This window comes from Microbacterium sufflavum (genome assembly GCF_023091155.1).
GTDB lineage: Bacteria > Actinomycetota > Actinomycetes > Actinomycetales > Microbacteriaceae > Microbacterium > Microbacterium sufflavum.
Genome location: NZ_JAHWXK010000001.1, coordinates 1,247,636 through 1,263,627, shown reverse-complemented (window position 1 = coordinate 1,263,627; position 15,992 = coordinate 1,247,636). Strand labels below are relative to the sequence as shown.

Annotated in this window: 13 protein-coding genes; 5 read left to right on the top strand and 8 right to left on the bottom strand. The window is 71.5% G+C overall.

Translation table 11 applies throughout. The annotated features are described in order from the left end of the window. Positions 1-36 precede the first annotated feature (36 nt). Both KZC56_RS06240 and KZC56_RS06235 read left to right on the top strand, forming a co-directional pair. Positions 37-699, top strand: a complete 663-nt coding sequence (locus tag KZC56_RS06240; protein ID WP_136030065.1) for a GntR family transcriptional regulator — start codon at positions 37-39, stop codon at positions 697-699. Continuing rightward, positions 696-1,553, top strand: coding sequence for an SDR family NAD(P)-dependent oxidoreductase (locus KZC56_RS06235; protein WP_247638114.1), 858 nt, complete (start codon positions 696-698; stop codon positions 1,551-1,553). The genes KZC56_RS06240 and KZC56_RS06235 overlap by 4 nt, the downstream gene beginning before the upstream one ends. Before the next feature lie 178 nt (positions 1,554-1,731). Here the strand turns inward: KZC56_RS06235 and KZC56_RS06230 are convergent, their stop codons facing one another. The 8 genes from KZC56_RS06230 to KZC56_RS06195 all read right to left on the bottom strand — a co-directional run bounded on the left by KZC56_RS06230 (position 1,732) and on the right by KZC56_RS06195 (position 12,297). Continuing rightward, on the bottom strand, positions 1,732-3,435 hold the full coding sequence (locus tag KZC56_RS06230) for a glycoside hydrolase family 26 protein (protein ID WP_247638113.1): 1,704 nt from the start codon (positions 3,433-3,435) through the stop codon (positions 1,732-1,734). A gap of 284 nt (positions 3,436-3,719) precedes the next feature. Further along, positions 3,720-5,867 (bottom strand): peptidase C14, encoded by a 2,148-nt coding sequence (locus KZC56_RS06225; RefSeq protein WP_247638112.1) that lies wholly within the window; start codon positions 5,865-5,867, stop codon positions 3,720-3,722. Positions 5,868-6,027: 160 nt separating this feature from the next. Beyond that, on the bottom strand, positions 6,028-7,044 hold the full coding sequence (locus KZC56_RS06220; protein WP_136030481.1) for a hydroxyacid dehydrogenase: 1,017 nt from the start codon (positions 7,042-7,044) through the stop codon (positions 6,028-6,030). Continuing rightward, positions 7,041-8,126: a dihydrodipicolinate synthase family protein gene (locus KZC56_RS06215; protein WP_247638111.1), complete on the bottom strand. Its 1,086-nt coding sequence runs from the start codon at positions 8,124-8,126 to the stop codon at positions 7,041-7,043. The genes KZC56_RS06220 and KZC56_RS06215 overlap by 4 nt, the downstream gene beginning before the upstream one ends. Then, positions 8,126-9,160, bottom strand: a complete 1,035-nt coding sequence (locus tag KZC56_RS06210) for an NAD-dependent epimerase/dehydratase family protein (protein WP_247638110.1) — start codon at positions 9,158-9,160, stop codon at positions 8,126-8,128. Before KZC56_RS06210 ends, KZC56_RS06215 begins: the two co-directional genes overlap by 1 nt. Before the next feature lie 19 nt (positions 9,161-9,179). Further along, positions 9,180-10,085: a carbohydrate ABC transporter permease gene (locus tag KZC56_RS06205; protein WP_136030487.1), complete on the bottom strand. Its 906-nt coding sequence runs from the start codon at positions 10,083-10,085 to the stop codon at positions 9,180-9,182. Further along, positions 10,082-10,987 carry a carbohydrate ABC transporter permease gene (locus tag KZC56_RS06200; RefSeq protein ID WP_136030489.1) on the bottom strand — a complete coding sequence of 302 codons (906 nt, stop codon included), beginning with the start codon at positions 10,985-10,987 and terminating at the stop codon, positions 10,082-10,084. Before KZC56_RS06200 ends, KZC56_RS06205 begins: the two co-directional genes overlap by 4 nt. 68 nt (positions 10,988-11,055) lie before the next feature. Next, the gene (locus KZC56_RS06195; protein ID WP_136030491.1) at positions 11,056-12,297 is read right to left on the bottom strand and encodes an ABC transporter substrate-binding protein; all 1,242 of its coding nucleotides are present in this window, start codon (positions 12,295-12,297) and stop codon (positions 11,056-11,058) included. Positions 12,298-12,485: 188 nt separating this feature from the next. On the opposite strand from KZC56_RS06195, the gene KZC56_RS06190 reads away from it, so the two are divergent. From KZC56_RS06190 to KZC56_RS06180, 3 genes are read left to right on the top strand one after another with little or no spacing between them, the layout of a single operon-like run. Then, positions 12,486-13,655: an ROK family transcriptional regulator gene (locus KZC56_RS06190; RefSeq protein WP_136036148.1), complete on the top strand. Its 1,170-nt coding sequence runs from the start codon at positions 12,486-12,488 to the stop codon at positions 13,653-13,655. Next, entirely contained in the window at positions 13,652-14,698 is a 1,047-nt protein-coding gene (locus tag KZC56_RS06185; protein WP_136036147.1) for a Gfo/Idh/MocA family protein, read from the top strand. The genes KZC56_RS06190 and KZC56_RS06185 overlap by 4 nt, the downstream gene beginning before the upstream one ends. Next, on the top strand, positions 14,695-15,717 hold the full coding sequence (locus KZC56_RS06180) for a Gfo/Idh/MocA family protein (RefSeq protein WP_247638109.1): 1,023 nt from the start codon (positions 14,695-14,697) through the stop codon (positions 15,715-15,717). The genes KZC56_RS06185 and KZC56_RS06180 overlap by 4 nt, the downstream gene beginning before the upstream one ends. The last annotated feature ends 275 nt before the right edge of the window (positions 15,718-15,992 follow it).

Genomic DNA, 15,992 nt, shown 5'->3' with positions numbered 1-15,992 from the left:
GAGCACCGGGCCGCGCGAAACCGAGAAGGGCCCCGGATGCGCAGCGTGTCGGATCAGAACATCGCCGAACAGGTCACCGACGAGCTTCGGGCCGCCATCCACTCGGGCGAGCTCGCGCCGGGCGAACGGCTGGTGGAGCGCAAGCTCGCGGAGCGGCTCGGCGTGAGCCACATCCCGGTGCGCGAGGCGCTGACCCGCCTGGCCGAGGAGCGCCTGATCACACGCGAACCCCGCCGCGGCGCCCGCGTGGCCCAGCTCACCGCGCAGGACCTGGAGGAGATCTCGAGCCTGCGCATCGTGCTCGAGCAGTTCATGGCCATCCGCGTGCAGGAGCGGTGGAACGAGGAGTCGGCGGCACGCCTCGGCGCCATCATCCAGGCGATGTCCGATGCGGCGCCCGGCGACATCGCGGAGGTGCTGCGCCAGGACCGGCTGTTCCACGAGACGCTGGCCGACCTCGCCGAGCACCGGTTCCTCGACGAGCTCAGCGCCCAGCTGCGTGGTCGGATCGCCGGGTTCATCCAGGCCGCGAACGCCGCGCTCGACCCCGCCGAGCAGGAGGAGCACGTGCGCAGCCACCAGCAGATCATCGACGCCGTGGCCAGCGGCGACCCCGATCGCGCCCGCGCCGTGATCGCCGAGCACGTGACGCGCGCTGTCGAGCGCATCACCCCGACGGTCGAGGCGGAGGCCGAGTGACCGCGACCGGCCGCCGCACCATCGTCCTGACCGGTGCTTCCGACGGCATCGGCGCTGCCGCCGCGCGTCAGCTCGCCGACGCCGGGCATCGGCTGATCCTGGTCGGGCGCTCCCCGGAGAAGACCCGCGCCGTCGCGGAGGAGACCGGAGCCGAGCATCACGTGGCGGACTTCGCGCGGCTCGACGACGTCCGCTCCCTCGCGACCCGCATCGACGCGGCCGTGGGCGACGACGGCATCGATGTGCTGGCCAACAACGCCGGCGGCATCTTCGGCGACCGCACCCCCACGGTAGACGGCCACGAGAAGACGCTCCAGGTGAACCACCTGGCGCCGTTCCTGCTGACGAACCTGCTGCTGCCCCACCTGCTCCGGGCGCGCGGCGCCGTGATCAACACGTCGAGCGTGGGCCACCGGCTGTTCGGGCACCTCGACCTGGACGACCTCGACAACCATCGCCGCTTCAGCCCCAACAAGGCCTACGGCGACGCGAAGCTCGCCAACATCCTGTTCGCGAAGAGCCTGCACGAGAGGTTCCACGCGCGGGGCCTCAGCGCCGTGGCGTTCCACCCCGGCACGGTCCGCACGAACTTCGCGGCGGACTCGTCCAGCATCATGCGGCTGGTGTACCGGTCGCCGCTGCGGCACGTCCTCCTGATCGGGACCGACCGCGGAGGGGCGACCCTGCGGTGGTTCATCGACGGGACCCCGGGCGAGACCTGGACCTCCGGCGCCTACTACGACGAGCGCGTCCTCACCACCCGGGTGAATCCGCAGGCGAACGACCCCGTGCTCGCGGAGGCCCTGTGGCAGCGGAGCGCCGAGCTCGTCGGACTCCCCGCCGCCGAGGACTGATCCCGCGGACGCCGGTCGCGTCGCCTGATCCCGCGGACGCCGATCGCGCGTCGCCGGATCCCGCGGACGCCGATCGCCCGCGGTCGTGACACGAGGAGCGCCCCCTCGCGCACCGGTGTGTGAGGCACCGGCGCCCGAGGGGGCGCAGTCCTGTCGAGCGGAGCGGCTCGACGCGGGGTCAGTTCCCGCGTGTGTTCACGAACGGATCCAGACCCGCGTCCTTGAACGACTCGAGCATGCCGGGGCCGTTCTCGATCTGGAGCGTGCACTTCTCCCCCGTGCCCAGGGCACCGGGCGAGTTGAACCGCACGAGCGCCTTCAGGTTCGGGTAGTCCTTGAGCGCATCGGGGATGTCGCGGTGCCAGTCCTGCGCGAGCGCCGGGTCGGACGTGTTGTACGAGGTGCCGTACTCGGACAGGATCTGCGGCTTGGTGCCCAGGCTGCCCTGCGTGAAGAAGTGGTACTTCTGATCGATCTTGTCGGCGAACGTCGTCCACCCGGTGCCGTTGCACGTGTAGAAGTTGTACGGGTCGTAACCCACCCAGTCCACGTAGGAGTCTCCGGGGTAGCCCTGCATGATGCGGTCGTCGTTCCCGTCGCCGAGGTACCCCGTCGACACCCAGGCCCACGCGACGTTGGTCACGCCCTTGGCCTCGAAACGGTCATGGATGTGGCGGTAGGCGCTGGCGTAGTCCGCCATCGTGCCCTTCTCCTCGTTCGGGCCGTTGTCGAACTCGGGATCGAACGCGATCATGACCTGCTTGCCGAACGCCTTGACCCGGTCGGCGGCGGAATCGATGTACGAGTCCATCTCGCCCTTGGTGATGCGCGACCACGCGATCATGGTGTTGGTGTCGGAGACGCGCGACTGCCACGAGAACAGCAGCGTGCGGTCCTGACCCAGCGTCTGCTCCTCCGCGTCGGGGAACTGCCCCTGATGCACGTGGGTGGAGAAGTCGTGGTACCGCATGGTCATGTCGAACTTGCGCCCGACCTTGGCCTCGAGATCGGTGACCGAGGTCACGAGGTTCGATCCGCCCTCGGTGGCGTACACGCCCCACAGGGCGCCACACGACGGGGCCAGCATCGCCTGGGCACCGCAGGCGTCGGGGTCGCTCGTCGCCGACCCACTCCCGTCCGTCGCCGGCGCGGGCGCGGGAGCGGGGGCGGGGGCCGGCTCGGGTGCGGGAGCGGGCTCCTCGGCCGGAGGTTCCTGCTCGCTCGCCGGCGGCGCGACCTGCGTGGAGTCGTCCTCCGGAGCCGGAGCCGGGGCCGGAGCCGGGGCGGGCGCGGGAGCCACGGCCTGACCCGACGGGGTGTCTTCCCGCACGAGGTGTGCGTCGAAGCTCACATTGGGGGTCGCGTGGTAGTTGGCCAGCACCTGCACCGCGATGGTGTTCTCGCCCTCGTGGAGAAGGTTCACTGGGATCGAGAACGACACCGGGTTCGAGCGGGCGGAGGTGGTCGACGGCGCGGCGGTGGCGTAGCTCTTCGCCGTGATGTCGCCCGTCGGCGCGTTCTTGCGCCCGACCTCGGTGCCGTTGATCCACACCACGATGCCGTCGTCGGCCCAGGTGTTGAGCCACGACCACTCGGGGAGGTCCGAGGTGAGCGTGAAGCTCTTGGTGAAGAAGGTCGACAGCGGGCGGTCGGTCGACGACGGGATCTTCGTCGCGACGCGTCCGACCCGCGAACCGGCGCCGAACGGAGCCTTCGCGGTGTCCCACGACGACGAGCCGGTCTGCCAGTCGGACGAGGGCGCCGTGGTCGACCGGTAGTACGACCACTCCGACCCCCTCTCGATCACGGAGGCGATGGCGTTCGACGCCGCGTCTGCGGCGGAGGCCGAGGAGGGTGCCGCGATGGCACCGGAGCCGATCACCGCGACGGCGGCGAGAGAGGCGAGCAGGGTAGAGCGGACAGGGTGAATCGAATTACGTAGTGATCTCATCATTTCGAAGGGTCAGGAAGACCGCCCGGATCTCTCGGGATGTCACCGGGTTCTTCTGGTTCGGATGCGGGCCGAGCTTTCCCCCTCGTGCATCCTGCGAACAGATAGCGGTGTCCACCCTATGCGACAGAATGTAACGCGTTACCCATATTCCAGAGCGATACGATCCCGACGGCCGCGGGAGAGCCGACGAACGGTCCTCCCGCGGCGCACCCTCACACCAGCAGATTCGCGGTGTCGACCACGCGGTCGCCCGCGTCGGGGAAGGCCGTGCGAGTCACCCCGGCCTCGACGTTCCCGGTGTGCAGCAGCGTCGACTCGGCACCGAACGCGTCGGCCCCCAGCTCGAGCCTGCCGCCCTCGAACCGGTTCCCGACCGCGCGGTAGTGCGTCGCGCCCGAGGTGAGGGAGACGTGGGTCGTGCCGCCGTCGCCGCGGAAGGTGCTGTCGCTCAGGGTCACGTGCAGCTCGCCCGCGCCCGTCCGCCCGATCCCCGTGCCGCCCTTCGCCGCGACGTCCGCACCCGCGAACTCCAGCGTCTGCCGCTCGCCCCTGGCCGCCGCGATCCGCACGTTGCGCAGGGTCGCGCCCTCGAACCGCAGCCGCTCGGACGACGACGCGAGGGGGGCGGAGTCCTCCGCGGCGGTGAGGGTCGAGCCGCGGAACGTCACGGCGCCCGCCCCGCCGATCTTCACGCCGCCGACGTTCGTGAGCACGGTGTCGACGAAGGTGACCGGGGTCGTGACCGTCGCATTGGTGAGGTCGCCCGGAGCGACGAACGTGATGTGCGAGTCGGCGATCACGGTCGGGCGGGCGGAGTTGTCCGACGCCTGCGTGATGATCAGGGTGTCCGACGCGGTGCACCCGCGCAGCTGCGCGCCGTCGGCGTTGATCCACAGCATGCCGGAGCCCGACAGCGACGGCTTGCCGATCACCTGCACGTCCTCCAGCGTGAGGTCGGTGATGCGCACGCGCGCCACGAACCACGAGCACACGTGCTTGCGCACCGTGATGCGCTTGGCGGCCGAGCCCCACGCGGCACCCGAGTTCGCGAACGTCATCAGGCCGGAGTTGCCCGTGTAGGTCAGGTCGTGCTCGTACTGCCCGTGCGTCACGAACGGGCCCTGGTCGTCGCCGTCGCCGTGGCAGTTCTCCACCAGGCAGTAGGCGCTCGCCGTGAAGTCGTTGAGGTGCCGCGCGTTCGCGGTGTGGCAGTTGGCGACGTACCCGTACAGGCAGTAGATCTGCTGCGTCAGGTAGCCCGCGCCACCCCACGTGACGGAGGTCGGGTTCTTCAGCGTGCAGCTCTCGGTGCTGAAGTACGTGTTCCAGCGACGCTGGATGAGCGGCCAGAACGTGGCGGTGCCGTCGATGTGGTCGACGTCGCAGCGCACCGCGTACTCGAACGCCAGCGGGTGCGAGCCGGTGTACTCGTCGGTCCCTCCGCCCAGGAACTTCAGGTTCGACACCGTGATGTCCTGCACGGGCTTCACGTGCCGCCACGTCATGGTGCGGTCCTTGCCGAGCGGCCAGCCGTTCTTGTAGTTCACGCGGATGTGCGTGCCGTCGACGATCTGGGTCACCTGCACGAGCCGCTGCAGTTCGCGCTCCCAGCGACCCGAGAGCGCGTTCACCTCGGCCGCGTACCACTCGCCGACCGCGAAGAACGAGGAGTCGGCGACCGGGAAGACGTCGGCGAGGTCGGGCACGTTCTCGCCGAGCCGCGCCTCCTGCACCGCCTCGGTCACCTCGCCGCGGAAGAACATGACCGCGGCGAACGGGTCGTCCTTGCCGGCGTTCTCGATGCCCTGTGTGGTCATGAGGTGGTGGTGGAAGTCGAACGCCAGGTTGGAACGGGTGAACCGGTGCCGGCGCACGAAGTTGAGGTCGGAGTACGCCTCGATGCGGCGGACGCTCGCGTCGCCCACCAGCGCGTCCAGCGCGTCGTCGGCCGGGACGGAGGCGTCCATGATCCCGAACACCCGGAAGTCCACCGTGCCCTGGTGCACCAGCACCCAGACGCCGCCCTTCGGCCCCGCGAGCACCGTGCCGCCGTTGGCCGCAGGGCCGTCCTTCTTCACGAAGCGGTACAGGCCGGCGCCGCCGTCGCCGGGAGCCGCGTAGCCGCTCGTGCGCACCAGGTCGCCGTCCTTGCCCTTGCGAGCCGCGAGCGCCGCAGCCGTGCCGGCGTTCGCCACGGTCTTCGAGCCCGACGAGTCCTGTGGAGCCACGGGGCCGGCGGCCTGCGCGGCGCTCGGGGCGGCCGCCGCCGCGACACCGCCGAGCGCGGCGGCACCGAACCCGGCGAGCAGCATGCGCCTGCTGCGCAGCGCGGCGGTCTCGGTCATCTCCTGCTGGGTCATGCTCATCCTCCTTGCGGCGTCGTCGCCGCGGTCAGGCGTCCGGCCGTCCGGCCGAGCCGCGTCCTCCCTCGAGTCCCCCGACCCCAGCACCCCGGGCTCCCGCCCGGACGATCCACCCCGCGTCAGCCGGCGGGGTCGTCCCCGCGCGCGATCGCCGCGGTCATGCCATCCACGCCAGCGCGGCGCGATCCACCGTGTGGGCGAGCGGTCGGCCCTCGAAGAACGCCGCGACCTCGTCCGCCACGATCCGGCCCTGCCGCAGCCGCCCCTCGTGGGTGCCGGCGGCGCGATGCGGCGTCACGAGCACCCCGGGGAGGGTGCGGAACGGGCTGTCGGCGCCGAACGGCTCCTCGTCGAACACGTCCACCGCGGCGCTCAGGCGGCCCGTACGCACCTCGTCGATGAGCGCGGCCTCGTCCACCAGCCACGAGCGGGCCGTGTTCACCAGTCCCGCGCCGTCGGGCATCAGCGCGAGCTCCCGCCGACCGAGGAGGTGATGCGTCTCGGGCAGCGTCGGCGCGTGCACCGCGACGATGCGGGCGCGACGAAGCGCCTCGTCCAGCGGCACCAGCTCGGCACCGAGGGCGGCGGCCGCGGCGGCGTCGATCGTGGGATCCACCAGCAGCGGCTCCGCGCCCAGCGCCGAGATCAGCGGCAGGTACGCACGACCCGTCCGCGACGCGCCGATCACCGCGATGGGCGCCCCGAGGATCTCGTGCTGCGTGCCCACCGCGGCCGCGTCGTACCAGCCGCCCGCGCGCACCCCGTGCGACAGCTCGGGCAGCCGGTGCAGCAGCGCGAGCGTGAAGGCGAGCGACACCTCGGCGACCGGGCGGGCCATGGCGTCGCCCGCCTGGGTCACCGCGACGCCCCGGTCGAACAGCTCCCCGGTCGCGAACGCCTTGACGGACGCGCCCGTGTGCGCCACGAGCTCCAGCGCCGGAAGGCGCGCGAGCAGGGCGGGGTCGAACGGCGGGGCACCCCAGCTCGTGATCACGACCCGTGCCCCGCGCAGCTCGGCGGGGTCGAGGTCGTCGAGCGACTCGACCCGCACGAACCTCCCGCCCGCGGCGGCCGCGGCACGGTGCAGGCGCTCGAGGTCGGCGGGCGCGAAGAACTCCGCCGACAGCGCCTCCGGAACCGCCGCCACGACGACCGCGGGCGCCGCGGCGCTCATCGCAGCCAGTCCTCGAGGTGCGCGGCGATGAACGCGTCGTCGTTCAGGGCCGGGTAGGCACGGCGCACCCGGGCGATCTCCTCCGCCTGCCCTGGCGAGAGCCCCTCGGCCGGGTCGAGGCACCACGTGCCGTCGAGCAGGCCCTGCTGGCGCAGCATCTCGTGCACGCCCGCGATCACGCCGTGGAAGTCGTTGCCCGGGTCGAACACCGCCTGGTTCACGTCGACCATGTCGGAGGCCAGCAGCCCCAGCTCGCGGTACGCCTCGGCGTCGCCGTCCATCGCCTGCCGCGCCCGCTCCAGCAGCGCGACGGCCGCCCGCGTGCCCACGGCCCACTGGCCGAGCAGCCCGCCGACGAAGCGCAGCGTGCGCGGGCCGGACGGCGAGTCCACGTGGAACTCCGACAGCAGGTCGGCGACGATCGCGTCGTCGTTTCCGGTGTACAGGGCGATGTCGTCGGCGCGACCGGACGCCGCCACCCCGCGCACCAGCTCCAGCGTGCGGTAGCGGTCGAACGGCGCGGCCTTCACCGCGACCACGGAGGGGATCGACGCGAACTCGCGCCAGAAGTCACGGCCGAGCACGGGCCCGCCGATCGCGGTCTGCAGGTAGAAGCCCACCACGGGCAGCACCTCGCCGACGGCGCGGGCGCGTTCGAGCAGGGCACGCTCGTCGGCGCCCGCGACGCGGGGACTCACCAGCACGGCGTCGTACCCCAGCCCGCGCGCGAGCTCGGCCTCGGCCACCGCCTGCGCCGTGCCGCCCGCCACACCGGCGATGCGCACGACCTCGGCACCCGCGCGGGCGTCGAGCTCCTCCGCGGCGAGCGCGAGCACGGGCTCGAACAGGGCGTGCTCCGGGTCGCGGATCTCGAACTGGGTCGTGTGCACCCCCACCGCGACACCACCGGCGCCCGCGTCGAGGTAGTAGCGCGTGAGGGCGCGCTGACGGCGTTCGTCGAGCGTGCGGTCGGCCGTCAGCGCGAGCGGGTGCGCGGGGATCACGGCACCGCGCGCGAGCGTGGCCGCGGCCTCGGGTCGCAGCACCGGCACGGTCGCGGTGTCCGCGGACGACGACGACATCAGAACTTCCCGTCCCGCACGGCCCACTTGGTGGGCTTGGCGATCATCGGCAGGCCCGCGTCGATCCAGGAGGCCTGCATGCGGATCAGCTCCTCGGCCGACACGGACGGGTAGCCGAACAGGGCCATGCAGCGGCGGGCGTCGCTGAGCAGCGCGGTCGGCTGCGGCTCTTCGACGATCGTGACCTCGCGGTCGAACAGGGTGCCGAAGCCGCGGGCGACCGACTCCACGCTCAGCAGCTCCGGCCCGGTGAGGTTGATGACGAACGGGTCGGTCGACGCGTGCACGAGGCTGCGCAGCACCACCTCGTTCGCGTAGCCCTGCCAGATCACGTTGACGTTGGCGGTGGCGACCGACACGGGCTCGCCCGCGTGCACGGCCGTGCCGATGTCGGCCAGCACCCCGTAGCGCAGGTCGACCGCGTAGTTCAGGCGGATGATGGCGACCTTCGTGCCGCGCTCCTGCGCACCGAACTCGAACACCCGCTCCCGTCCGAGGCACGACTGGGCGTACTCGCCGATCGGCGCCGGGGTCACATCCTCCGACGCGCCGCCCGACGACGCGGGCACGAACGGGTACACGTTGCCGGTGGACAGCACGGCGATCGCGCTGTCGCGGTAGCGGCGGGCCACCCGGTCGGGCAGGGCGGCGTTGACCTCCCACGCCCACGACGCGTTGGTCGCCGCACCGAACTTCGCGCCGACCATGAACACCACGTGGGGGGCGTCGGGAAGGGCGGAGAAGTCGTCGTTCTCGATCAGGTCGAACGGCACGACGGTCACGCCCGCGGCCTCCAGGCGCTCGCGGATCGCGGCGTCGCCGAAGCGCGAGACCGCGTACACGGCGTCGTCCGTCCGGCCGGCCGCGTCCATCCCGCGGCGCGCGAGCATCGCGAGCGTCGGGCCCATCTTGCCGCCGGCGCCGAGGATCACGAGGTCGCCCGATCCGCGTGCCAGGTCGGCCACGAGCGCGTCGCTCGGCGTGGCCAGGGCCTCTTCGAGCTCGGCCTCGGAGGCGAAGCTGTGCTGAGCCATGTGGTGCTTTCCCTTCTTCTCAGCCCTTGATCCCGGTGCCGGTCACGCCCTCCTGCACGTACCGCTGGGCGATCAGGTACGCGAGGAAGATGGGCAGCAGCGCCACGACGGAGCCGGCGAGCATGGTGCTGAGCGGCACGTTCTGCTGCTGCAGCGACGAGATGCCCACGGTGAGGGTGAACATCGAGTTCGACTTGGCGATGATGAGCGGCCACAGGAAGTCGTTCCAGTGCCACAGGAACACGAAGATGCCGAGGGTGGCGAGGATCGGCTTGCACAGCGGCAGCACGATCCGCAGGAAGATGCGGAACTCCCCCGCACCGTCGATCCGTGCCGCCTCGAACAGCTCGTCGGGCAGCCCCTGGATGAACTGCCGCATCAGGAACACGGCCTGCGCGTTCGCGAGCGTCGGCAGGATCAGGCCCCAGTAGGTGTCGATGCCGCCGAGGTTCGCCATCAGGATGAACGTCGGGATCAGCGTCACGTGGAACGGCACCATGACCATCGCCAGGAACGACCAGAACATGACCTCCTTGCCGCGGAAGCGCTTCTTGGCGAAGGCGTATCCGGCGAGCGCGGAGAGGAACAGCACGGCCACGACCGACACGAGCGAGTAGACGAGCGTGTTGAACAGCCAGCCGAGGATGTTCTGACCGCCGAGCACCTGCGCGTAGGAGTCGAACGAGATGTCCGTCCAGGGCAGCAGCGAGCCGGGGAGCTCGACGACCATGCCGGGCTTCAGGCTCAGCACGACCATCGCATAGAACGGGAAGAAGCTGAGGATGCCCGCGAGGCTCAGCCAGATCCACCGCACGACCACGCCCCAGCCGGTGGGCTCCAGCGCGCGGAACGAGCGGCGCTTGCGGGGCGCGGGCTGCGGGGTCGGCGCGGCGGTCTGCGTCGGGGGCTGCAGGAGAGCGGTCATTTCTGCTTTCCGATCACGAGGCGCTGGATGAGGGCGACCACGAGGGTCATGACGAACAGGGCGACGCCGACGGCGGCCGCGTAGCCGTAGTCGAAGTAGCGGAAGCCCTGGTCGTACAGCAGGTAGACAAGCGAGTAGCTGGCGTTCGCCGGACCACCCTGGGTCATCACGTAGATCACGTCGAACACCTGGAAGGCCGCGGTGGTCTCGATGACCGCGAGGAAGAAGAACGTGGGGCGCAGGTGCGGGAGGATGATCCACCGGAACCGCTGCCAGGCGTTCGCGCCGTCGACCAGCGCGGCCTCCTCCAGCTCACGCGGCACGTCCTGCAGCGCCGCGATGAGGATCATCATCCCGTAGCCGAACCGCGACCACACGCCCACCACGACGATCGCGGGGATCACGAGCACGGTGCTGCCGAGCCACGAGCCGCCCAGCCCGAGCGGGGCCATCAGGGCCGACCAGGGGCCGTTCGCCGAGAAGATCCACACGAAGATCGAGCCGGCGAGCACCAGCGAGGTGATGACGGGCAGGAAGAAGATCGACCGGAAGAAGCGGGCGCCGCGGAAGGCCCGTCGCACGCCGAGGGCCATCACGGTCGACAGCACGAGCGCGATCGGCACCGCCAGCACCGTGTAGATGACGGTGGTCCCGAGCGCCCGCCAGAACAGCGGATCGGCGACCAGGCGCTGGAAGTGGTCGAGTCCGCGCCACGCGATCTCGCCGGAGATGTCGTAGTCGAAGAAGCTCAGCGCCACGCCCGCGATGCTCGGGCCGAAGCGGAAGGCGATGAACAGCAGGAAGGCGGGGAGCACGAACAGGAACGCGATGCGCGCTTCCCGCCGGGCGAGCACCCGGGCGACGCGCCCTGCGGGCTTGGGTGCCGTGGTGGCCGTCGTCATTGTCGTTTCCTCACGTCGGGGGCGGAGAGGAGGGGGCGTGCGGCGGGTGTCCGCACGCCCCCGTCGCCTCACTTCTGCAGCAGCGGGGCTGCGGCGGCCGCGGCGTCCTTCAGGGCGTCGGCGGGCGACTTCTGGCCGAGCAGGGCGGCCTGGATCTCGGGCGACAGCACACCCATCAGGGCGCGGGAGCTGGCGTCGAGCTGACCGACGGTGGTGTCGGGCACGTACTTCTCGACCTCGCCGAGCAGCGGGTCGTCGGCGTACAGCGGCTCGGTCGTGCTGAGCGCGGAGAAGTAGCCGGCGGCGGTCAGGTACGGCTCGACCACGTCGGCGCCGGTGGCGTACTCGGCGAACGCGGCGGCGGCGTCCTTCGCCTTCGAGCCCTTGAGCACCGAGAGCGAACCGACGGTGCCGTACGCGACGGACTCCTTGTCGCTGAGCGGCGCGAGCACCTTCACGTTCTCCTCGCCCCAGAACGGCGCGACCTCGGTGACCGCGTTGTTCCAGGTGCAGGCGACCTTGCCCTGCGCGATCGCGGTCTGCTCGAGCGGCACGTTGGTGGTGAGCGCCTCGGGGTCGAGCGCGCCCTCCTCGGCCAGGTCGGTGAGGAAGGTGAGCGCCTTCTCGCCGGCCTTGCTGTCGAAGCCGACCTCGCCGTCCTCGGTGTAGACCTCGCCGCCCGCCTGCCACAGCAGCGGGTAGTAGGTGAGGTTGAGGGTGTTCTCGGCGGAGGCCGGGTAGTTCAGGGCGTACATGCCCTTCTCCACGAACGCGGGTGCCATCTCGGCGACGTCGTCCCAGGTCTCGGGGTACTCGGTCACGCCGGCGGCCTCGAACGCGGCGGCGTTGCAGATGAGCGGCTGGGCGCTGGTGAGGATGGGGGCGCCGAGGATGTCGCCGCCGATCGTGACGGACTCCTTGACGTTGGGCAGCAGGTCGTCCTGACGCTCGGTGCTGAGCAGGTCGTTCAGCGGCGCGATCGACTTCTGGTAGGCGGCGAGCTGGTCGGGGATGAGGTAGACGACGTCGGGACCCTTGCCGGCCGCGATCGCGGTCTGGAGGGCCTCGTCGCGGTTGGCCCACGGGAAGATCTCGTAGGAGACGTTGACGTTCTCGTTCTCCTTCTCGAACGCCTCGATGGTCGAGTCCCAGAAGTCCTTGTGCACCGCCTCGTCGGCGATGACCGGGTAGAGCCAGACCGTGATGTCCTGCTCGCCCTCTGCGGTGGTGCCTCCGCCGGCCGAACATCCGGCCAACAGGGTGGCGGCCGCGACTCCCGCGACGACGCCGGTGATCTTGCTGACGCGCATGGTGCTCCTTTGCGTAAACCGTGCTGAGTACGGTTCATTATGACATTGGGCTGGGATAATTCGTCAAGTACAAGTTCTCAGACGCTTGTTTCCAGCGTGTTTCTCGATCGTCAACGACAAAACACGATGTGAGAACCGGGTGTGCTAATTTGATCGCACCAACGACGGGGACGAAGGAGGCACCGCACATGGGCGTGACGAGTCCGCTGTCGATCGTGGCGCGCTGCGCCCTCCAGCTGCGCGACACGGGACCGGCGACCGTGAGCGATCTGTCCCGCTCGCTGGAGGTCTCCCGCACCTCGGTCGAGAACGCCGTGACCGTGCTCAGCGACTCCGGGCTGCTGGTCGACGCGCCCGCGCAGAACGGCGGAGGGGCCGGACGACCCGCCCGCCGGTACGCGTTCCACGCCGCCGCCGGCACCGTCGTGGGCGTCGACATCGGCGTCGCGAGCGTGCGGGTCGTGCTGTCCGACCTCGCCGGAGCGGTCATCGCCCAGCGCACCTACCCCGGCGTCTCGGCGCAGACCGACGGGGCCGCCAAGCTCGCCGCCGTCATCTCCCACATCCGCGGAACCCTCGCCGACACCGGCATCCCCGCGTCGCAGGTGCGCGCCGTCGGCGTCTCCCTCCCCGGGCTCGTCGACGACGCCGGCCGCGTGACCACCTCGGTCGTCATCCCCGAGTGGTCGGGCATCGACATCGGATCGCAGCTGCGGCACGCGTTCGGGTGCCCGGTCGCCGTCGACAACGGCGTGCGTCTCGCCGCGGTCGCGGAACACCACCTCGGGGTCGCGCAGCTCGTCGACGACGTGATCTACCTGTCGGTCGGCAACCGCATCGCGATGGGCCTCATCCTCGGCGGACGCCCCCGCCGCGGCATCCACAACGCGGCGGGCGACATCGGACGCCTGGCCTTCCGCGGACTCAACAGCGAGACCGGGCAGATCCCCTGGCGCACGGCCCCCACCGCCGCAGAGGTGTTCGCCCTCGCGCGGGAGGGCGACCCCGGGGCACGCGAGGAGCTCGACGCGTTCATCGACGAGCTCGCGCACGGCATCGCCACGCTGATCCTCACGGTCGATCCCGCCATGGTCGTCATCGGCGGCGGACTCTCGGCGGCGCACGAGCAACTGCTCGACCCGCTGCGGGCCGCACTCCCCGGGCACCTCGGGCTGCCGTTCCAGGTGCCGGTCGCCGAGGCGCGACTGGGCGCGGAAGCCGCCGCGCACGGTGCGGTCGTGCACGCGTTCCAGCGGCACCCCGCCGAGATCTCCGGCATCGACGACATGCCCGCCCCGCCCATCACCCCCCTGCCGCACGAGCCGGTCACCGGCGACGACACCGAGGAGAAGCAGTGAGCACGTTGACAGTCGGACTCATCGGCGCGGGCGGCATCTCCCGCGTGCACGCCGACGCGTGGCGGGCGCTGGGCGTGCGGGGTTACGTGACCTCGCTCGACGGTGCCGAGGAGATCGCCGCGGAGTACGGCTTCGAGCTGGTCGCCGACGTCGACGCGCTGATCGAGCTGGTCGACCTGGTCGACATCGTCACGCCCAGCAGCACGCACGCCGACTTCGCGCTGCGCGCCATCGCCCGCGGTCGCGACGTGATCTGCGAGAAGCCGCTCGCCGCGACCGCCGAGGCCGCCGCAGAGGTGACCGCGGCCGCCGCTCGCGCCGGTGTCCGGCTGTTCCCCGCGCACGTCGTGCGGTACATGGGCGAGTACGCGCAGATCAAGGCGGGCATCGAGGCCGGGCACGTGGGCGAGCTCGCGGTGCAGCGGTTCAGCCGTGCGGGCTCCGCGCCGCAGACCGGGTGGTTCTTCTCCGAGCGGGCGGGCGGCGGCGTGATCCGCGACCTCATGATCCACGACATCGACCAGGCGCTGTGGTTCGCCGGACCGGTCGCCAGCGTCTACGCCGTGCAGAACCCGCCGACGGTGGACGACCGCGTGCCCGCGCCCGTGACCGCGCACGTCGTGCTTACCCACCGCAACGGGGTGCTCAGTCACCTGCACGCGAGCTGGGCGCAGCCCGGCATGCCGTTCCGCACGAGCGTCGAGGTCGCGGGATCGGCGGGCCGTCTGCGGTACGACAGCGCCGAGGACCACACCCTCCGCACCGACGCCGTGGTGCCCGAGGGCGACGCCGACTACCTGCCGCCGATGTCGCCCGAGGAGAGCCCGTACTACGCCGAGATCGCCGACTTCGTGGCCGCGATCCGCGAGGGCCGTGCGGCGCGCGTCGCCCCCGCCGACGGGATCGCCGCGGTCGCGGTCGCCGAGGCCGCCTACGCCTCCATCGCCTCGGGCTCCGCGGTCGCCCTCCCCGGGGAGGCCGCCGCGGCCGACTCCACCGCTCCCGATCCCGCCGCGCCCGCCACCGAGGAGGCCACCCGATGACCGCCCCCACCCCGCTGCGCATCGCCGTCCTGTCGTTCGCGCACACGCACGCCCTCAGCTATGTGCACGCGCTGAAGGAGATGCCCGGCGTCGAGCTCATCGCGACCGACCCCGACGGCGCGGCCGCGCCCGACGACGCTCCCCGCGGCGCCGAGCTCGCCGCCGAGCTGGGCGTGGCCTACGTCGACACGTACGACGAGGCCTTCGCGTGGAAGCCGGACGCCGTCGTGATCGCGGCCGAGAACTCCCGGCACCGCGCCCTCGTCGAGCGTGCTGCGGCGGCGGGCGTGCACGTGCTGTGCGAGAAGCCGCTGGCCACCACGGTCGAGGATGCGATCGCCATGCGCGACGCGTGCGAGACCGCGGGTGTGCTGCTCATGGTCGCCTATCCCGTGCGGTTCTCCCCCGCGGTGCGCGACGCGATCGCCGAACTGCGCAGCGGACGACTCGGGCGCATCCTCGGCGTGACCGGCATCAACAACGGCAAGCTCCCGCAGGACAGGGCCTGGTTCACCGACCCCGAGCTCGCGGGCGGCGGCGCGCTCGTCGACCACGTCGTCCACTGCGCCGACCTGCTCGACGAGCTGCTCGGCGAGCGAGCGGCGTCCGTGCGCGCCGTGTCGAACCGGGTGCTGCACGCGCAGCGCGAGCTGTCGGTGGAGACGGGCGGGCTCGTCACGATCCAGTACCCGGGCGGCGTGGTCGCCACGATCGACTGCTCCTGGAGCTGGCCGATGAGCTCGGCCACGTGGGGCGGCCTCACGCTGCAGGTCGTCGCCGAGCGCGGCACCGTCACCGTGAGTCCGTTCGCGAAGGGCGTCGCCGGGCACGACGCGCACGGTGAGACCTGGAGCCCGGTCGGCGCCGACCTCGACGCGCTGCTGCTGGAGGAGTTCGTGCGTGCCGTGCGCGACGGCCGTCAGCCGCAGCCTGATGCCGGGGTGGGCATCCGCACGGTCGAGATCGTGAAGGCCGCGCAGGCCTCCGCCGCCCGCGACGGCGAGGTCGTGCACCTCTAGCCGGCGCCCACCCGCTCGATGCGGGCTCAGAATCGCGCCTTCAGGGCACCGCACACGCACCTTTTCGACCCTGGCACCACCGCGGCGGACACACCCGCTCGACGCGGGATCGAAACCGTCCCCGCGGAGCCCGCCCCCGGCACCTTTTCGATCCCGGCACACGGCTCACGCCCGCGGCACCCGGCACCACGGCCCATGCCCGCGGCAGGAGGTACGCGGGCATGGATGGAGGCGCGGCGGTGTTGCAGCAGACAGCACCGACACGGAGGAGCAGC

Bases quoted from the DNA above. Each gene is read 5' to 3' on its own strand.
- KZC56_RS06240 (WP_136030065.1), top strand. From the start codon at position 37: ATGCGCAGCGTGTCGGATCAGAACATCGCCGAACAGGTCACCGACGAG.
- KZC56_RS06225 (WP_247638112.1), bottom strand. From the start codon at position 5,867: ATGACCCAGCAGGAGATGACCGAGACCGCCGCGCTGCGCAGCAGGCGC.
- KZC56_RS06220 (WP_136030481.1), bottom strand. From the start codon at position 7,044: ATGAGCGCCGCGGCGCCCGCGGTCGTCGTGGCGGCGGTTCCGGAGGCG.
- KZC56_RS06215 (WP_247638111.1), bottom strand. From the start codon at position 8,126: ATGTCGTCGTCGTCCGCGGACACCGCGACCGTGCCGGTGCTGCGACCC.
- KZC56_RS06210 (WP_247638110.1), bottom strand. From the start codon at position 9,160: ATGGCTCAGCACAGCTTCGCCTCCGAGGCCGAGCTCGAAGAGGCCCTG.
- KZC56_RS06205 (WP_136030487.1), bottom strand. From the start codon at position 10,085: ATGACCGCTCTCCTGCAGCCCCCGACGCAGACCGCCGCGCCGACCCCG.
- KZC56_RS06200 (WP_136030489.1), bottom strand. From the start codon at position 10,987: ATGACGACGGCCACCACGGCACCCAAGCCCGCAGGGCGCGTCGCCCGG.
- KZC56_RS06195 (WP_136030491.1), bottom strand. From the start codon at position 12,297: ATGCGCGTCAGCAAGATCACCGGCGTCGTCGCGGGAGTCGCGGCCGCC.
- KZC56_RS06190 (WP_136036148.1), top strand. From the start codon at position 12,486: ATGGGCGTGACGAGTCCGCTGTCGATCGTGGCGCGCTGCGCCCTCCAG.
- KZC56_RS06180 (WP_247638109.1), top strand. From the start codon at position 14,695: ATGACCGCCCCCACCCCGCTGCGCATCGCCGTCCTGTCGTTCGCGCAC.